Source organism: Streptomyces sp. NPDC014907 (genome assembly GCF_055562975.1).
The window spans coordinates 146,191-162,109 of record NZ_JBVHEG010000009.1; the positions used below are offsets into that span (position 1 = coordinate 146,191).

The 15,919-nt window shown below is 71.7% G+C and carries 15 protein-coding genes; 10 read left to right on the forward strand and 5 right to left on the reverse strand.

The annotated features are described in order from the left end of the window. Nucleotide 1: 1 nt before the first annotated feature. From ACZ3IL_RS22685 to ACZ3IL_RS22695, 3 genes are read right to left on the reverse strand one after another with little or no spacing between them, the layout of a single operon-like run. Complete coding sequence (locus ACZ3IL_RS22685) at nt 2–808, reverse strand: MlaE family ABC transporter permease (RefSeq protein ID WP_467392721.1); 807 nt, start codon at nt 806–808, stop codon at nt 2–4. 5 nt (nt 809–813) lie between these two features. Beyond that, nucleotides 814–1,578 (reverse strand): MlaE family ABC transporter permease, encoded by a 765-nt coding sequence (locus tag ACZ3IL_RS22690; RefSeq protein WP_467392723.1) that lies wholly within the window; start codon nt 1,576–1,578, stop codon nt 814–816. Continuing rightward, entirely contained in the window at nt 1,575–2,588 is a 1,014-nt protein-coding gene (locus ACZ3IL_RS22695) for an ABC transporter ATP-binding protein (RefSeq protein ID WP_467392725.1), read from the reverse strand. Before ACZ3IL_RS22695 ends, ACZ3IL_RS22690 begins: the two co-directional genes overlap by 4 nt. Nucleotides 2,589–3,318: 730 nt before the next feature. Between ACZ3IL_RS22695 and ACZ3IL_RS22700 the strand changes: the two genes are divergently transcribed. The 4 genes from ACZ3IL_RS22700 (at nt 3,319) to ACZ3IL_RS22715 (ending at nt 8,260) form a co-directional block, all read left to right on the forward strand. After that, nucleotides 3,319–3,954 carry a hypothetical protein gene (locus ACZ3IL_RS22700; RefSeq protein WP_467392727.1) on the forward strand — a complete coding sequence of 212 codons (636 nt, stop codon included), beginning with the start codon at nt 3,319–3,321 and terminating at the stop codon, nt 3,952–3,954. Nucleotides 3,955–4,207: 253 nt separating this feature from the next. Beyond that, entirely contained in the window at nt 4,208–5,830 is a 1,623-nt protein-coding gene (locus ACZ3IL_RS22705) for a DUF6801 domain-containing protein (RefSeq protein WP_467392729.1), read from the forward strand. Between the two features lie 59 nt (nt 5,831–5,889). Then, the gene (locus ACZ3IL_RS22710) at nt 5,890–6,834 is read left to right on the forward strand and encodes a hypothetical protein (protein ID WP_467392731.1); all 945 of its coding nucleotides are present in this window, start codon (nt 5,890–5,892) and stop codon (nt 6,832–6,834) included. 214 nt (nt 6,835–7,048) lie between these two features. Beyond that, the gene (locus ACZ3IL_RS22715) at nt 7,049–8,260 is read left to right on the forward strand and encodes a PucR-like N-terminal domain-containing protein (protein WP_467392733.1); all 1,212 of its coding nucleotides are present in this window, start codon (nt 7,049–7,051) and stop codon (nt 8,258–8,260) included. A 133-nt stretch (nt 8,261–8,393) separates the two neighbouring features. On the opposite strand, the gene ACZ3IL_RS22720 is transcribed toward ACZ3IL_RS22715, so the two are convergent. Further along, nucleotides 8,394–9,608: an acyl-CoA dehydrogenase family protein gene (locus ACZ3IL_RS22720; RefSeq protein WP_467392735.1), complete on the reverse strand. Its 1,215-nt coding sequence runs from the start codon at nt 9,606–9,608 to the stop codon at nt 8,394–8,396. Between the two features lie 202 nt (nt 9,609–9,810). Here ACZ3IL_RS22720 and ACZ3IL_RS22725 point away from each other — a divergent pair, with 202 nt between their 5' ends. Next, on the forward strand, nt 9,811–10,458 hold the full coding sequence (locus tag ACZ3IL_RS22725) for a TetR/AcrR family transcriptional regulator (protein WP_467392737.1): 648 nt from the start codon (nt 9,811–9,813) through the stop codon (nt 10,456–10,458). 144 nt (nt 10,459–10,602) lie between these two features. Here ACZ3IL_RS22725 and def read toward each other — a convergent pair whose 3' ends face one another. Further along, nucleotides 10,603–11,163, reverse strand: a complete 561-nt coding sequence (gene def, locus ACZ3IL_RS22730) for a peptide deformylase (RefSeq protein WP_467392739.1) — start codon at nt 11,161–11,163, stop codon at nt 10,603–10,605. A 126-nt stretch (nt 11,164–11,289) separates the two neighbouring features. Here def and ACZ3IL_RS22735 point away from each other — a divergent pair, with 126 nt between their 5' ends. The 5 genes from ACZ3IL_RS22735 (at nt 11,290) to ACZ3IL_RS22755 (ending at nt 15,889) form a co-directional block, all read left to right on the forward strand. Further along, a complete protein-coding gene (locus ACZ3IL_RS22735; RefSeq protein WP_467392741.1) occupies nt 11,290–12,537 on the forward strand; it encodes a MurT ligase domain-containing protein in 1,248 nt (415 codons plus the stop codon). 19 nt (nt 12,538–12,556) lie between these two features. Further along, nucleotides 12,557–13,285, forward strand: coding sequence for a type 1 glutamine amidotransferase (locus ACZ3IL_RS22740; RefSeq protein ID WP_467392743.1), 729 nt, complete (start codon nt 12,557–12,559; stop codon nt 13,283–13,285). A 139-nt stretch (nt 13,286–13,424) separates the two neighbouring features. Then, a complete protein-coding gene (locus ACZ3IL_RS22745) occupies nt 13,425–14,450 on the forward strand; it encodes a 6-phosphofructokinase (RefSeq protein WP_467392745.1) in 1,026 nt (341 codons plus the stop codon). A gap of 102 nt (nt 14,451–14,552) precedes the next feature. Beyond that, nucleotides 14,553–15,500 (forward strand): cytochrome c oxidase assembly protein, encoded by a 948-nt coding sequence (locus ACZ3IL_RS22750; protein ID WP_467392747.1) that lies wholly within the window; start codon nt 14,553–14,555, stop codon nt 15,498–15,500. A 176-nt stretch (nt 15,501–15,676) separates the two neighbouring features. Next, on the forward strand, nt 15,677–15,889 hold the full coding sequence (locus ACZ3IL_RS22755; protein WP_467392749.1) for a hypothetical protein: 213 nt from the start codon (nt 15,677–15,679) through the stop codon (nt 15,887–15,889). Nucleotides 15,890–15,919: the final 30 nt, after the last annotated feature.

Genomic DNA, 15,919 nt, shown 5'->3' on the forward strand with positions numbered 1-15,919 from the left:
CTCACCCCGCCACCTTCACGGTCGTGGTCGCGCCCCAGAGGGCCAGCGACAGGAAGAAGTCGGTGACGCTGATCAGCACGATGGCGTTGCGCACCGAGCGGCCGACGGCGATGCCGACGCCGGCGGGGCCGCCGGAGGCGCGGAAGCCGTAGTAGCAGTGGGCGATGATCACCATCACGCTGAAGATCAGCACCTTGAACACCGACAGGAGGACGTCCGTCGGCGACAGGAAGAGGTTGAAGTAGTGGTCGTAGGTCCCCTGGGACTGGCCGTTGAAGAGGACCGTGACGTAACGGGAGGCCAGGTAGGAGGAGAGCAGGCCGATCGCGTACAGGGGGACGATGGCGACGACGCCCGCGATGATGCGGGTGGTGACCAGGTACGGCATGGAACGGATGCCCATGCCCTCCAGGGCGTCGACCTCCTCGTTGATGCGCATGGCGCCGAGCTGGGCGGTGAAGCCGGCGCCGACGGTCGCGGAGAGCGCGAGTCCGGCGACGAGCGGGGCGATCTCGCGGGTGTTGAAGTAGGCGGAGACGAAGCCGGTGAAGGCCGCGGTGCCGATCTGTTCGAGGGCCGCGTAGCCCTGGAGGCCGACGACGGTGCCGGTGGCCAGCGTCATCGCGATCATGACGCCGATGGTGCCGCCGATGACGCCGAGGCCGCCGGAGCCGAAGGCGACCTCGGCGAGCAGGCGCTGGACCTCTTTGAGGTAGCGGCGCAGGGTCCGGGGTATCCAGAGCAGGGCCCTGACGTAGAACAGGAGCTGGTCACCGGAACGGTCGAGCCAGGCGAACGGGGAGGCCATCGGTCTCAGCCCCCCTTCGGCGGGACGATCTGCAGGTAGATGCCCGTCAGCACCATGTTCACGAAGAACAGCAGCAGGAAGGTGATGACGACGGACTGGTTGACGGCGTCGCCGACCCCCTTGGGGCCGCCCCGGGGGTTGAGTCCCCGGTAGGCGGCGACGATGCCCGCGATGAACCCGAAGATCAGGGCCTTCAGCTCGCTGATGTAGAGGTCGGGGAGCTGGGCGAGGGCGGAGAAGCTGGCGAGGTAGGCGCCCGGGGTGCCGTCCTGGAGGACGATGTTGAAGAAGTAGCCGCCCAGTGTGCCGACGACGGAGACCATGCCGTTGAGGAGCACGGCGACCGCCATGGTGGCGAGGACCCGGGGGACGACCAGGCGCTGTACGGGCGAGACGCCCATGACCTCCATCGCGTCGAGTTCCTCCCGGATCTTGCGGGAGCCGAGGTCGGCGCAGATGGCGGAGCCGCCGGCGCCGGCGATCAGGAGGGCGACGATGAGCGGGCTGGCCTGCTGGATGACGGCCAGGACGCTGGCGCCGCCGGTGAACGACTGTGCTCCCAGCTGCTGGGTGAGCGAGCCGACCTGGAGGGCGATCACGGCGCCGAACGGGACGGAGACGAGCGCGGCGGGCAGGATGGTGACGCTCGCGACGAACCAGAACTGCTCGATGAACTCCCGGAACTGGAAGGGCCGCCGGAAGACGGCCCGGCTCACCTCGGCGGCGAGGGCGAAGAGACGGCCGGTCTGCCGCAGCGCTCCGGCGATCACGAGCCGCCCCCGGGGGCCGGCACGGAGAGGGTGGGCGTCGCGGCGTTCCGCGCGTAGGTCTCCTCGATGGCGGCGCGGGCGGCGGGCGGCAGCCGGTCGAGCATGCCGAGGACGCGCTCCCGCCGTCGTGCGACCGCCGCGCGCGGCGGCAGGCCGGGCGAGGGTTCGAGCTGCGGGACGATGACGCGGGGCGCGTCCGCCCGGGCGTTGGCGGCGTTGCCCGCCTCGGCGGCGAGCGTGGCGGCGTCCTTCTCCTCGGACATGCCGATGGGGCCTTCGCGGCGGCCGGCGAGGAACTGGGTGACGACCGGTTCGTCGCTGGTGAGGAGGACCTCGCGCGGGCCGAAGGTGACGAGGTTGCGCCGGAAGAACATCCCCATGTTGTCGGGGACGGTGGCGGCGATGTCCAGGTTGTGGGTGACGATCAGCATCGTCGCGTCGATCCGGGCGTTGAGGTCGATCAGGAGCTGGGACAGGTAGGCGGTGCGGACGGGGTCGAGACCGGAGTCCGGTTCGTCGCACAGCACGATCTGCGGGTCGAGCACGAGCGCGCGGGCGAGGCCGGCGCGCTTGCGCATGCCGCCGCTGATCTCGCCCGGCAGTTTGCCCTCCGCGCCCAGCAGGCCGACGAGTTCGATCCGCTCCATCACGATGCGCCGGATCTCGGACTCCCGCTTGCGGGTGTGTTCGCGCAGCGGGAAGGCGATGTTGTCGAACAGGGTCATGGAGCCGAAGAGGGCTCCGTCCTGGAACATGAGGCCGAAGAGCTTCCGGGTCTCGTAGATGTCCCGTTCCGGACTGCTGACCATGTCGACCCCGTTGATGAGGACACGGCCGCGCTGGGGCTTCAGCAGCCCGATGAGCGATTTCAGGAAGACCGTCTTACCGGTACCGGAAGGGCCGAGCATCACGCTCACCTCTCCGGCCGGCAATGTCAGCGTCACGTCCTGCCAGATGTTCTGCTTGCCGAAGGACATGGTCAGACCCTCAACGACTACTTCGATTCCCATACCACCTCCAGCAAGCGTGTGTCGGGGCGTGCACCGCGGGCGCACGGTAAGTCGGTGCGGATCACCGGAACAATAGGCGCGGCACAGAAACCTTGATCCGCTCCCGTTCTTGTCACCGCGGAGACAAAGCCGGGAGCGACTTTTGTCTCCGCCGAGACAGAGCGGGTGCCGTACCCCCGGAAGGCCTGAGGGGTGAGGGCCCGCCTGCGAAGCCCCGCCCCGGTACGGAGTCCGGGCCGGGCGTGATCCGGTCCGGGGCCGGCCCACGGGAATGCGCCGACCTGCGACTGAGCGCCGCCCCGGGAACGTTACGGCCGAGTAACCTCTCTGAGCAATACCGGATTCCGAGTTTTCGCAAGACGGCCCCAAACCTCCGGGCATTTGTCATCCGGCACACAATTCCACGGCGCGACTTGTCATCGGGGAGAGCAGAAAAGTGTCCCGGCCGGCCCCCGTGAGCGCCGCACGCCGGTGCATCGGCACTCCCTGGACGATCGATCATAATTGTCGACATTACGCACTCGGGAACCAAGAGGCCCGGCTATATCGCTCACCCGCTTGACAGGGGAAGAGTTCTCTTAAAAGAATCTTGTGCTTCGCCATTGTTCAGCCAAGTTTCCCGCAAGTAACGTCTGGTTCCGTAGCCCGGGAACACCGGACCGCAGGCCGCCCGTCCCCCTCCATCGCGGCCACCCTCTGCTGGTCAATCCCCAAGGAGAGTCCCAGAGCCATGAAGAAGTCGATCAGAAACCTCGCCGTCGTCGCCGGAGCGGCCTCGTCCGCCTTCGCCCTCGCGGTCTCGCCGGCCTCGGCCGTCGCCTCGACCGTCTGGACCGTCACCCCGTCGCCGGCCAACGTCACCGCGGTGAACAGCGGGAACATCGTGCTGAGCGTCAACGGCCTGGCCATGACGTGTACGAAGTCGAACGCCACGGCCACGCTCCAGAGCGCCACCGGCAACCCGGCGACCGTCGGCTCCATCAGCGCCATCGCCTTCGGTGCCACCGGGGCTCCCTGCACCAGCCTCCTGGGCAACGTGACCACCGTCGCGACCACGCCCTGGACCATCGTGGCGCAGGACTACACCGCCTCGACCGGCGTCACCAAGGGCTACGTCGGCAACGTCGACGCCAAGGTGACCGTCGGCGCCTGTGTCTTCCGCGTCACGGGCAAGGCCTCCGGCACGTACACCAACTCGACGGGCAAGCTGGCCATCGCCAGCACCTCCGGCGAGCTGACCGTCGTCTCGGCGACCAACTGCGGCACCGCCGTCCCGGTCGGCGCCAAGCCGACCTTCAAGGGCGACTACCTCGTCAAGGTGGCCAACACCACCACCATCCCGACGATCGTCGGCTCCAACCCGTAAGGGATCAGGACCCCGCGTCCGTCCGGCCGGTGATCCCGGCCGGGCGGACGCGGGCCTGTCCGCACCCCCGGCCACCCGGACCGCCGGCCCGTCACGGTCGCCCTCTCCCCGGCGGGCGCCGCCGTCCCGGCCGCCGTCGGCTCCACCCCGCGGAACGCGACCCCCGCGTCCGCCGGACGGCCGCGTCCCCGCCGGCGCCCTTCTTCCCGCCGGTCTTCCCGCCGGCACACGAACGACCCGAGCGGAGCAACAGATGAGAGGCCCCGGGCCCACCCCCCGACCGTCCCGTGTCCGCGCGCGCGGCGCGACGATCGCCGCGTTCGTGGCGCTCGCCCCCCTGCTCCCGGCGGCTGCCGTCGCGGTGGGGACGCTGAAGGTCGACGCCGCGCTGCCCTACGTCTGCACCCTGCCCTCGGGACAGCAGCCCGCGACGGTGCGGATCACGGCGGCCTTCCCCGAACGGGCCTCCGTGGGCGAGGAGATCCGTCCCGCCGACGTCACCACGACGGTGGAGCTCCCCGCGGCGGCCGTGGCCGACCTCACCGCGCTGAAGGCCGCCACCGTACGGGCGGAGACGCGGCTCACGGTCGGCGTCGCCCAGGACGAGCAGCGCGCGGAGGCCACGTGGAGCGGTACGGCACAGCCCGTCCCCGTCCCCGCCGAAGGGTCCCTCGCGCTCACGACGACCGGCGACGTCCCGATCCTGTCCACGGGCACCGCCGGTGAACTCTCCCTCGTCGCCGGGGCGCTGGGCGCCGACCTCGCCCTGACCACGGCCGGGGGCACGGCCACCGACCCCGCCTCCCTCTCCCTGGCCTGTGTCCCGGCGCAGGAGGAGAAGGACCGCGGGACGCTCGCCACGATCCCGGTCCGCCCCGCCGCCACCGGGGAACCGGGCACGCCTTCCCCGCCGCCGTCCGTCCCTCCCCCGGCCCCCCCCTCCCTTCCGCTCCCCTCGTCACGGCCGTCGCTCCCGGCGGAACGGGAGACCACGGGCGGACCGGGCGCCGCCCAGGAGGGTCCCGCGACCACGCCCCCGGTGATCACGGGCCCGCCCGCCCCCGGCACGCTCCCTCCCGTCAAGATCCCGGTCTACCGGCCGCCGGCGCCGCCCTGCCGCGTCGAGAAGGTGACCAGCAACACCCTGAACGCGTACATGACCGGCTATTCCAACATCCGGAAGCTGAACGCCGCCACCCTCGTCCCGGTGTCCTGCGCCGTGATCGAACAGGGCTTCACGGGGGTCGCGTTCCAGGAGGACGGCCTCCACTTCACCCAGAAGTCGTACGGCTACCTCCTCCACGAGGGACGCAAGCGGACCCCGCCCTTCAGGGCCACCGTCCTCACCTTCGGCTTCGCGCCGGTCACGGCGACCATGGTCCTGGAGCAGAAGGGTCCGGTGACCGTCGAATCGGACCTCAAGCTGGGCGACCCCATCAGCCAGGGAAGGAGCTACGTCCGCGTTCCGCTCGTCCTGCGCGTCCTCGACGCCGAGGTCAACGGCACCAAGCTGGACGTCGGCCCCTCCTGCCGCACCGTGACGCCGCTCTCCTCCCCCGAGCCCGACCCCGCCCGTTACCCCGGGAACCACCTGGTGCTCGCGGGCGACGTCGTCCAGGACAGCAGATACGGCGCGGCCGGCTACTTCCTCACCAGCGGTGGCCCGCTCATCGGGGAAGTGACCATCCCCGCCTTCAAGAGCTGCGGCACCGGCGGGGAGGACCTCGACCGGCTCTTCACCGCCACCATCTCCGGGCCCGGCAACTACATCAGGCAGATGCAGGGCCAGACCTGCTCGGTGGGCGTCGCGACGCCCCCCGCGGACCAGTGCACCACGGACCGCCAGCCGTTCATCGTTCCCCAGCCGAAGCGCTGAGCCGGCACCCCCTTCCTTCCTCCTTCCTCCGTGCTCTTCCCCGACGAAAGGCATCCGCCATGCCCCTCCTCTCCTCCCGCACGAGACTCGCCACCGTCTCCGCCCTCACCGCCCTGGGTGCCTTCGCCTCCATGGGCACGGCGACCGCGGCCGCCCCCCAGCTGAACGGCGGCTGGGCGCCGTCGGCCCGCTGTCCCGTGGACGCCCCGGCGATGCTCGCCACCGACGGCCTCGACCGGGCGCCGCAGTGCGTCGCCTCCTTCTCCCTCAGCGGCTCCATCAAGCTGGGCAAGACGACCGTGACCACCGGGAAGACGGACCTCCAGCTCGGCACCATCCAGAACTCCGACGGCACCAGCACGGTCGTCGCCCCGCCCTCCGGCGCGATCATCGCCGACTCCGCCACCGTCCCCGGAGGCCTGCTCGGCCTGATGTGCCCGAGCGACATCCCGTTCATCACCAGCATCTGCAAGCAGCTCTCCGACGGCAGCCTCAACAAGATCACAGCGACCCTGGAGTCGGTCGGCACCCCCTCCGACTTCGACCAGATCGCCGGCGTCCTCACCGACCAGCCGATCGTGACCATCCCGGTCCGCATCCACCTGCAGAACCCGTTCCTCGGCAGCAACTGCTACATCGGGACGAAGGAGAAGCCGATCCTGCTGCGCCCGCGCAACCTCACGGCGCCCGAGTTCGGCTTCGAGCGGTTCAACGGCGACGGCTCCGCGAACGAGGAGGGCGACATGAGCCGCCTCAACCTCCTCGGCGCCACCCAGTACGACAACACCTTCGCCGTCCCCGGTGCCAGCGGCTGCGGCCTCGGCCTGCTCGGCCTGATCGACGGCGCGGTCAACCTCAAGACGGGGCTGCCCTCCGCCGCCGGGAAGAACAGCCTCGTCCTGAACAACACCCAGACGTACCTGACCGGCCTCTACGCGCCGGGACTCGTCGCCCCCGACGCCGGAAAGGTGCTGTCCCAGAACTGGCACTCCGCCGTCAAATAACGGCCAACCAGGGGCGATTCCCGGCCTAGTCGGCGACATACGGCCTCTCCGCGCGGCAACTCCTGCGCAAGTTGTGTACAGCGCACAGCAGTTGATTTAGCTTCGGCAGTCCCCGTCGGCACGCACTGACGGCCGTGGCGGCGCCCCGCGCGACAGCAGGGCGCCGCACCGCCGTTCCCCCACCGGTCGCGCAGAAGAACAAAGGGATCGGTCCATGCCCTCCATCGCACCGCCACCGCACATCGGTGAACCGCTCGACCCCCTCCCCAGGGAGTTCGCCGCCCTGATGAGGCCGGAGATCCCCGGACTCATCAAGGAGATCGGCGTGGAGGTCCAGCGAACCTACCCCGTGTACGCCCACCTCTTCAGCGGGCCCCACTCGGACGCGATCCGCCAGGGCGTGGAGCAGGCCCTGGCGGCCTTCGTGGAACGGGTCGCCGACCCCGGGGCGAACGCCCCCTTCCGGGACGAACTACTGCGCAAGTTCGGCCGGGTGGAGGCGTACGAGGGGCGCGACCTCGACACCCTGCAGGGCGCCTACCGCCTCGGCGCGCGCATCGCGCTGCGCCGGGCCAAGAGCATCGGACGCACGTACAACCTCTCCCCCACCCTGATCCTGGCCTTCGCGGACGCCCTCTTCGCGTACGTCGAGGAGCTGGCGGCCCTCTCCCGCGAGGGCTACGCGATGGTCCAGTCCCGCGCGGTGTCCGACGTGGCGGCGCTGCGGAGGAAACTGCTCCACCTGGTCGTCGCCGGTCCGCCGCTGCCCCGGGCGGCCATCGCCGAGCTGTGCCAGGAGGCGTCCTGGCAGCTCCCCGCCGAGTGCACCATGGTCGCCCTGCGCCCGCCGGTCGCCGAGCCGGCCCAGGCGGGTCTCGACCGGGACGTCCTCGCCGACCTCACCCTTCCCGAGCCGCACCTGCTCGTCCCCGGCCCGCTCACCGCCGAGCGCCTCGCGATGCTCGGCTCCGCCCTGGCCGGCACCCCCGCCGTCGTCGGCCTGACCGTACCGCCGGGCGAGGCCGCCCACTCCATCCGCTGGGCGCGGCGCGTCCTGCGGCTCATCGACGACGGCGTCGTGGCGGACGCCCCCCTCGTACGATGCGAGGACCACCTGACAACGTTGTGGTTACTCTCCGACCCGGCCCTCGTGGCCCAGCTCGCCCAGCGCGAACTCGCGCCGCTGGCCGAGCTGTCGGGCTCCCGGCGCGAACGGCTGGTCGAGACCCTGCGCGTCCACGTCTCCACCCGGGCCCCCGCCGAGCAGGTGGGCGAGATGCTGGGCGTGCACGCCCAGACGGTCCGTTACCGGCTGCGGAACCTGGACACCTACTTCGGGGACCGCCTGCTGGACCCCGACCGCCGCTTCGCCCTCGAAGCGGCCCTGCGCTCGCTGCACCTGTACGACAAGAAGCGCGCGGACTGAGCCGTGCCGGCGCCCCCGGCCGGGGGGCGGGACGGGCCGCGGTCCCGGGGTTCCTCCGGCCCTCGTGGAAAGCGGTTGCGCGAAGGCCCCGCACCCCCGGCCGGGGTGCGGGGCCCGGCGGGCCGGACGCCCCCTACTTGCCGATCGTCCTGCTGATGACCAGGCGCTGGATCTCGCTGGTGCCCTCGAAGATCGTGTAGATGGCGGCGTCCCTGTGCATGCGCTCCACCGGGTACTCGCGGGTGTAGCCGTTGCCGCCGAGGATCTGGATGGCCTGGCCGGTGACCTTCTTGGCGACCTCGCTGGCGTACAGCTTGGACATGGAGCCCTCGGCGGAGGTGAAGGGCTTGCCGGCGGTCGCCATCCAGGAGGCGCGCCAGACGAGGAGGCGGGCCGCGTCGATCTGGGTGGCCATGTCGGCGAGCTGGAAGGCGACGCCCTGGTTCTCGATGATCGGGCGGCCGAACTGGACGCGGGTCTTCGCGTAGTCGAGGGCCACCTCGTACGCGGCGCGGGCGGTGCCGACGGCCATGGCGCCGACGGCGGGACGGGAGGCCTCGAAGGTGGCCATGGCGGCGTTCTTCACGCGCTCGCCGCCCGCCTTCGCCTTCTCCCGGGCGCGGGCGAGGCGCTCGTCCAGCTTCTCCTTGCCGCCGAGGAGGCAGTGGCCGGGGACGCGGACGTCCTCCAGGACCACTTCTGCGGTGTGGGAGGCGCGGATGCCGTGCTTCTGGAACTTCTGCCCCTGGGAGAGGCCGGGGGTCCCGGGCGGCACGATGAAGGAGGCGTGGCCCTTGGAGCCGAGCTCCGGGTCGACGACGGCGACGACGACGTGGACGTTGGCGATGCCGCCGTTGGTCGCCCAGGTCTTGGTGCCGTTGAGGACCCACTCGTCCTTGGCCCCGTCGTACACGGCCCGGGTGCGCATGGAGGCGACGTCGGAGCCGGCGTCGGGCTCGGAGGAGCAGAAGGCGGCGACCTTGATGTCGTTCGCGTCGCCGTACATCTGCGGGACCCAGGTGCCGATCTGCTCCTCGGTGCCGTTGGCGAGGACGCCGACGGCGGCGAGGCCGGTGCCGACGATGGCGAGGGCGATGCCCGCGTCGCCCCAGAAGAGCTCCTCCATCGTCAGGGGGACGCCGAGGCCGGTCGGGTCGAAGAACTGCTGGGCGTAGAAGTCGAGGGAGTAGATTCCGAGCTTGGCCGCCTCCTGGATGATCGGCCAGGGCGTCTCCTCACGCTCGTCCCACTCGGCGGCCGCCGGACGCATCACATCGGCGGCGAAGCCGTGGAGCCAGTCGCGCACCTGCTTCTGGTCCTCGTTGAGCTCGAACGTGAACTCGCCCATTTTCCCTCCCGGCAGTATGTTACTTGCGGTAACAACAGTCTGTTACCGGTGGGTAGAGGCTGTCAACCTGCGGGGACGCGATCCGGCCCGACCGGCACCGGAACCCGGCCGGGTGTTACGTTGCGAGGGCCCCACACAGGGCAGGAGCGCGGAACGGCAGGGCCGCGCCACCGCGGAACCGCACGGCCGGGGAGAGACACACATGGACATCGCACACCGGACCACCGACCAGCGGACGCCCGCCGAGCAGCGGCGGCGCGAACTGCTGGAGGCGGCGGACCGGGTGGTGCTCCGGGAGGGCCCCAAGGCCTCCATGAACGCGATCGCGGCCGAGGCCGGCATCACCAAACCGATCCTCTACCGGCACTTCGGCGACAAGGGCGGCCTCTACCGCGCCCTCGCCACCCGGCACACCGACGCCCTCCTCGACGCCCTGCGGGCCGCGCTCGACGCACCCTCCGACCGGCGCCGCCGGGTCGAGTCCACCCTCGACACGTACCTCGCCTCGATCGAGGCGATGCCCCAGGTCTACCGCTTCCTCATGCACCCGGCGGAGGAGACGCACCAGGCCGAGCAGGGCTTCGACGTCGGCCGCCACTCGGCCCCGCTGCTCCGCCGCATGGGCGAGGAACTGGGCCAGGTCATCGCCGAGCGCGTCGACCCCGGGCCCGGCGCCCAGAACCAGGCCCGGATCTGGGGCCACGGCATCGTCGGCATGATGCACGCGGCCGGGGACTGGTGGCTCGGCGAACGCCCCTGCTCCCGCGCCGAACTGGTGCGCAGCCTGGCGGACCTCCTCTGGGGCCGCCTGGCCGAGGCGGACGACCGCCCCGGCGGGCCGGGCTTCTAGCGCGCGTGCCGGAAGTCCCGCCCGCCCTCCGGGCGGACGACGCCGCTTCCGGCACGCGCCCCGGGAAGCGGCGCGCGGACGGTGCCGGACACCGCGGGCCGGGCCCGACGCCCGCGACACGCCCCGGGGCCCGGTCCTCCGGGGTCACGCCCCCCGGGCCGCCGGCGCCGCGCCCCACGGCTGCTTCCGGATCGCGCGCGACAGGCGTGATCCGCGCCACCCCGTGACGCGGTCCGCGTAGACCCCGCCCTCCAGGTGGTCGCTCTCGTGCTGGAGGCAGCGGGCGAAGAAACCCGTCCCCTCGATCCGCACCGGGGACCTGTCGAGACGCACGCCCTCCACCACCGCGCGGTCGAAGCGGGGCGTCGGGGCCTCCAGGCCCGGCAGGGAGAGACAGCCCTCCGGCCCCCGGACCACGTCGCCGTCCGCCGCCACCAGACGGGGGTTCACCACGTGGCCCAGATGGCGCTCCTCCTCGTCGTCGGGGCAGTCGTACACGAAGACCCGCAGGCCCACGCCCACCTGGTTCGCCGCCAGGCCCACCCCGTTCGCCGCGTACATCGTGGCGAACATGTCCTCGACCAGCCGGGCCAGCCGGGGACCGAAATCGGTGACGGGCTCGCAGGGGGCGTGCAGGACGGGATCGCCGAACAGGGTCATCGTCCGGACCAGGCCGGAACTGCCGGGGATGGGGCGGTTTCGCATGGCGGTAAGGGTACGGTCCGCCGTGACCTCGGCGTTTCGTACGGCCGGTCGGAGGTGCCGCTGTTCGGGCTCCTGGCCGGATCTCGATAGGCTGAGCACGGACCGACGCGAGGAGGAACAAGAACGATGTCAGGACACCCCGGTAATCCAGAGCCGCTGTCGCCGCGCGCCAAGCTGGCCGTGACGGCGGGCAAGGCCGCGGCCGCGGTGTCGCGGGCGGCGGGGCGCGGCAGCGGCTCGGTGATCGGAGGCCGGGTGGCGCTGAAGCTCGACCCCGACCTCCTCGGGCGGCTCGCCCAGCATCTGGACGTCGTCCTGGTGTCCGCGACCAACGGCAAGACGACCACGACCCGGCTGATCGCGGAGGCGCTCCGGGCCGCGGGCCCCGTCGTCTCGAACGCCCTGGGCGCCAACATGCCCGCCGGCATCACCTCGGCGCTCGCCGGCGGTTCGGACTCCAAGTACGGCGTGATCGAGGTCGACGAGAAGTACCTCGCCGGCGTCGCCCGGGACACCACGCCCAAGGCGATCGCGCTGCTCAACCTCTCCCGCGACCAGCTCGACCGCGCCGCCGAGACCCGGATGCTCGCCGAGAAGTGGCGCGAGGGCCTCAACGGCACCAAGGCCGTGGTCATCGCCAACGCCGACGACCCGCTGATCGTGTGGGCCGCCTCCTCCTCCCCCAACGTGGTGTGGGTCGCCGCCGGCCAGGAGTGGAAGGACGACGCCTGGTCGTGCCCCGCCTGCGGCGGCGTGATGCAGCGCCCCGGCGACGACTGGTTCTGCGGCGAGTGCGGCTTCCGCCGTCCCGCGCCGAGCTGGGCGCTCAGCGGCGACCACGTGCTCGACCCGCACGGCTCGGCCTGGCCGATCCGCCTCCAGCTCCCCGGCCGCGCCAACAAGGCGAACGCCACCACCTCGGCCGCCGTCGCCGCCGTCTTCGGAGTGCCGCCGCAGGTGGCCCTGGAGCGCATGTACCAGGTGCAGGCCGTGGCCGGCCGCTACGACGTGGTCTCCTTCCAGGGCCGCGAGCTGCGCCTGCTGCTCGCGAAGAACCCGGCCGGCTGGCTGGAGACGTTCTCCCTCATCGACGGCCCGCCCGCGCCGGTGATCCTCTCCGTCAACGCGCGCGGCGCCGACGGCACGGACACCTCCTGGCTGTGGGACGTGGACTACGGCCGGCTCGCCGGCCACCCGATCATGGTGATCGGCGACCGCCGGCTCGACCTGGCGGTCCGCCTGGAGGTCGCGAACGTGGACTTCCGCGTCTGCGAGACGCTGGACGAGGCCGTCACGATGGCCCCGCCCGGCCAGATCGAGCTGATCGCCAACTACACCGCCTTCCAGGACGTCCGCCGCCGCGTCGGCAACTGACCCGTAGAGGACATGCAGCATGACTGACAGCAGCCTGCGCCTGGTCTGGGTCTACCCGGACCTGCTCAGCACCTACGGCGACCAGGGCAACGTCCTCGTCGTCGAGCGCCGCGCCCTCCAGCGCGGTCTCAGCGTCGAGCGCGTCGACGTCCGCAGCGACCAGCCGGTGCCGACCTCGGGCGACATCTACCTGATCGGCGGCGGCGAGGACCGTCCGCAGCGGCTCGCGGCCGAACGCCTCCGGCGGGACGGCGGCCTGAGCCGGGCCGCCTCCAACGGCGCGATCATCTTCTCGGTCTGCGCCGGGTACCAGATCCTGGGTCACGAGTTCGTCAACGACCTCGGCGAGCGTGAGGCCGGTCTCGGCCTGATCGACGTGATCTCGACCCGCGGCGAGGGGGAACGGTGCGTCGGTGACGTCCTCGCGGACATCGACCCGCGTCTGGGCCTGCCCCAGCTCACCGGGTTCGAGAACCACCAGGGCATCACCCACCTCGGCCCGACGGCCCGGCCGTTCGCCCGGACCGTCATGGGCAAGGGCAACGGGACCGGCGACGGCACCGAGGGCGCGTACAACGAGACGGTCTTCGGCACGTACATGCACGGCCCCGTCATGGCGCGCAACCCGCAGATCGCGGACCTGCTCCTGAAGCTGGCGCTCGACGTGAACGCGCTGCCGCCGACCGACGACCGCTGGTACGAGGCGCTGCGCGCCGAGCGCATCGCGACGGCCACGCAGCCCGCCTGATCCCGTCGCGCTCCCCGCGTCCGCTGTCCACTGTGCGGACGTCCGGTTCGGTCCCGCCACCCGGCGACGATAGGGTGGCGGGAATCCAGCCGGACGACGTGGTCCGGGAGTCGGCCCACGTTGCAAAGGTTTTTGGGCTATGCGCATTGGCGTGCTCACCTCCGGCGGAGACTGCCCCGGTCTGAACGCTGTCATCCGCTCCGTCGTGCACCGCGCCGTGGTGGACCACGGCGACGAGGTCATCGGCTTCCACGACGGGTGGAGGGGCCTTCTGGAGTGCGACTACCGCAAGCTGGACCTCGACGCGGTGGGCGGCATACTCGCCCGCGGCGGCACCGTCCTCGGCTCCTCCCGGGTCCAGCCCGCGCACCTGGTCGACGGGGTCGAGCGGGCCCGGGGCCACCTCGCGGACCTGGGCCTGGACGCCGTCATCCCGATCGGCGGCGAGGGCACGCTGAAGGCGGCGAACCTCCTCTCGAAGGCGGGCCTCCCCATCGTCGGCGTCCCGAAGACCATCGACAACGACATCGCCTCGACCGACGTCACCTTCGGCTTCGACACGGCCGTCACCGTGGCGACCGAGGCCCTGGACCGGCTGAAGACCACCGCCGAGTCCCACCAGCGGGTCCTGGTGGTCGAGGTCATGGGCCGTCACACCGGCTGGATAGCGCTGCACTCCGGCATGGCGGCCGGCGCGCACGCGGTCGTCGTCCCGGAGCGGCCCTTCGACATGGACGAGCTGACCGCCCGGGTCGGCGCCCGCTTCGCGGAGGGCAAGCGCTTCGCGATCGTGGTGGTCGCGGAGGGCGCGAAGCCGCGCGAGGGCTCGATGGAGTTCAGGACCGCCGGAACCGACATCTACGGCCACGAGCGCTTCACCGGCGTCGCCAACCAGCTCTCCGTGGAGCTGGAGCGCCGGCTCGGCAAGGAGGCCCGTCCGGTGATCCTCGGCCACGTCCAGCGCGGCGGCACCCCGACCGCGTACGACCGCGTCCTGGCCACCCGCTTCGGCTGGCACGCGGTGGAGGCGGCGCACCGGGGCGAGTTCGGCATGCTGACCGCGCTGCGCGGCACGGACATCACGATGGTCCCGCTGGCCAAGGCCGTGGAGAGCCTCAAGACGGTTCCGGCCGACCGCTACGCCGAGGCGGAGTGCGTGCTCTGACGGCTTCCGCGCGTGACACCCGCCCCCGGTCGTGATCGCGGCCGGGGGCGGTTCTAGTCTGGTGCGGACAACAAGCACGAATCGGGCCCCGGGAGCGTACGGATGGATCACAGCGGGCACGGCACGACCACGGACCTGCCGCCGTTCACGCTGGGGCGGGGGCTGGAGTTCTCTCCCGACCTCTTCTTCCTGATCGGCTCCCTGGCGGCGCTCGGCCTGTACGGGTGGGGCGTGGCGCGGCTGCGGCGGCGCGGGGACGCGTGGCCGGTGAGCCGGACGGTGTTCTTCGCGGTCGGCGTGCTGACCGTCGCGCTGGTGACGTGCACCCGGCTCAACGACTACGGCATGGTCATGTTCAGCGTGCACATGGTGCAGCACATGGTGATCTCCATGCTGTCGCCGATCCTGCTGCTGCTCGGCGCGCCGGTGACGCTGGCGCTGCGGGCGCTTCCGGTGGCGGGGCGCGGTTCGACCGGGCCGCGCGAACTGCTCCTGAAGCTGCTGCACAGCCGGTACATGAGGGTGATCACGCACCCCGGCTTCACGATCCCGATGTTCATCGCGAGCCTGTACGCCCTGTACTTCACCCCGCTCTTCGACTTCCTGATGGGGTCGAAGCCCGGTCACATCGGGATGATGGTGCACTTCCTGATGGTCGGCGTGGTGTTCTTCTGGCCGATCATGGGCGTGGACCCGGGTCCGCACCGGCCGGGGTACGTGATGCGGATGCTGGAGCTGTTCGCGGGCATGCCGTTCCACGCCTTCTTCGGCATCGCGCTGATGATGGCCACCGAGCCGATGGTCGAGGCGTACGAGAACCCGCCCGCCTCGCTGGGGATCGACGTGCTCACCGACCAGAACGCGGCGGGCGGCATCGCCTGGGCGTTCAGCGAGATCCCCTCCGTGCTCGTCCTGATCGCGCTGGTCTACCAGTGGTACCACTCCGAGCAGCGGCAGGCGGTCCGCAAGGACCGGGCCGCCGACCGGAACGGGGACAAGGAGCTGGAGGCGTACAACGCGTACCTGGCGTCGCTCCGGGCGCGGCGCTGACCTCTCGCGGTCCGCGGAACGGGTCCGGTGCCGGGTGCGGCGCCGGGCCCGTTCCGCGTGTGGTGCCCGGTCTCCCGGCGCGCGCCGGAGCGTCCGGGGAGTAGCGCGCGTGCCCCCCGCCGGGTGACGATGGTCGGGACGGCTTCCGCGGCCCCGGTCGGGAGGAGGGCGGACCGATGTCCGGTCCCGTGAGGACGATGACGGCGCTCACCTGCGCCGCGCTGGTGCTGACGACGGCGTACACGGTGGCGCTCGGCAGCAGCGGCTGGCTCTGGTTCGGCGTGGTGGTGCTGTGCGTGGTGACGGCCGGGGTGGCCGCGTCGGAGGGCGCGGCGGCCCCGGCCGGCCGGGAGCGCCGGCCGCCGGGACGGCCGGACCCCATGTCCTGATCCGCCGCCGCTCCCCTCCGGGGCCGCGCG

Bases quoted from the DNA above. Each gene is read 5' to 3' on its own strand.
- ACZ3IL_RS22685 (WP_467392721.1), bottom strand. From the start codon at position 808: ATGGCCTCCCCGTTCGCCTGGCTCGACCGTTCCGGTGACCAGCTCCTG.
- ACZ3IL_RS22695 (WP_467392725.1), bottom strand. From the start codon at position 2,588: ATGGGAATCGAAGTAGTCGTTGAGGGTCTGACCATGTCCTTCGGCAAG.
- ACZ3IL_RS22700 (WP_467392727.1), top strand. From the start codon at position 3,319: ATGAAGAAGTCGATCAGAAACCTCGCCGTCGTCGCCGGAGCGGCCTCG.
- ACZ3IL_RS22705 (WP_467392729.1), top strand. From the start codon at position 4,208: ATGAGAGGCCCCGGGCCCACCCCCCGACCGTCCCGTGTCCGCGCGCGC.
- ACZ3IL_RS22710 (WP_467392731.1), top strand. From the start codon at position 5,890: ATGCCCCTCCTCTCCTCCCGCACGAGACTCGCCACCGTCTCCGCCCTC.
- ACZ3IL_RS22715 (WP_467392733.1), top strand. From the start codon at position 7,049: ATGCCCTCCATCGCACCGCCACCGCACATCGGTGAACCGCTCGACCCC.
- ACZ3IL_RS22720 (WP_467392735.1), bottom strand. From the start codon at position 9,608: ATGGGCGAGTTCACGTTCGAGCTCAACGAGGACCAGAAGCAGGTGCGC.
- ACZ3IL_RS22725 (WP_467392737.1), top strand. From the start codon at position 9,811: ATGGACATCGCACACCGGACCACCGACCAGCGGACGCCCGCCGAGCAG.
- def (WP_467392739.1), bottom strand. From the start codon at position 11,163: ATGCGAAACCGCCCCATCCCCGGCAGTTCCGGCCTGGTCCGGACGATG.
- ACZ3IL_RS22735 (WP_467392741.1), top strand. From the start codon at position 11,290: ATGTCAGGACACCCCGGTAATCCAGAGCCGCTGTCGCCGCGCGCCAAG.
- ACZ3IL_RS22740 (WP_467392743.1), top strand. From the start codon at position 12,557: ATGACTGACAGCAGCCTGCGCCTGGTCTGGGTCTACCCGGACCTGCTC.
- ACZ3IL_RS22745 (WP_467392745.1), top strand. From the start codon at position 13,425: ATGCGCATTGGCGTGCTCACCTCCGGCGGAGACTGCCCCGGTCTGAAC.
- ACZ3IL_RS22750 (WP_467392747.1), top strand. From the start codon at position 14,553: ATGGATCACAGCGGGCACGGCACGACCACGGACCTGCCGCCGTTCACG.
- ACZ3IL_RS22755 (WP_467392749.1), top strand. From the start codon at position 15,677: ATGTCCGGTCCCGTGAGGACGATGACGGCGCTCACCTGCGCCGCGCTG.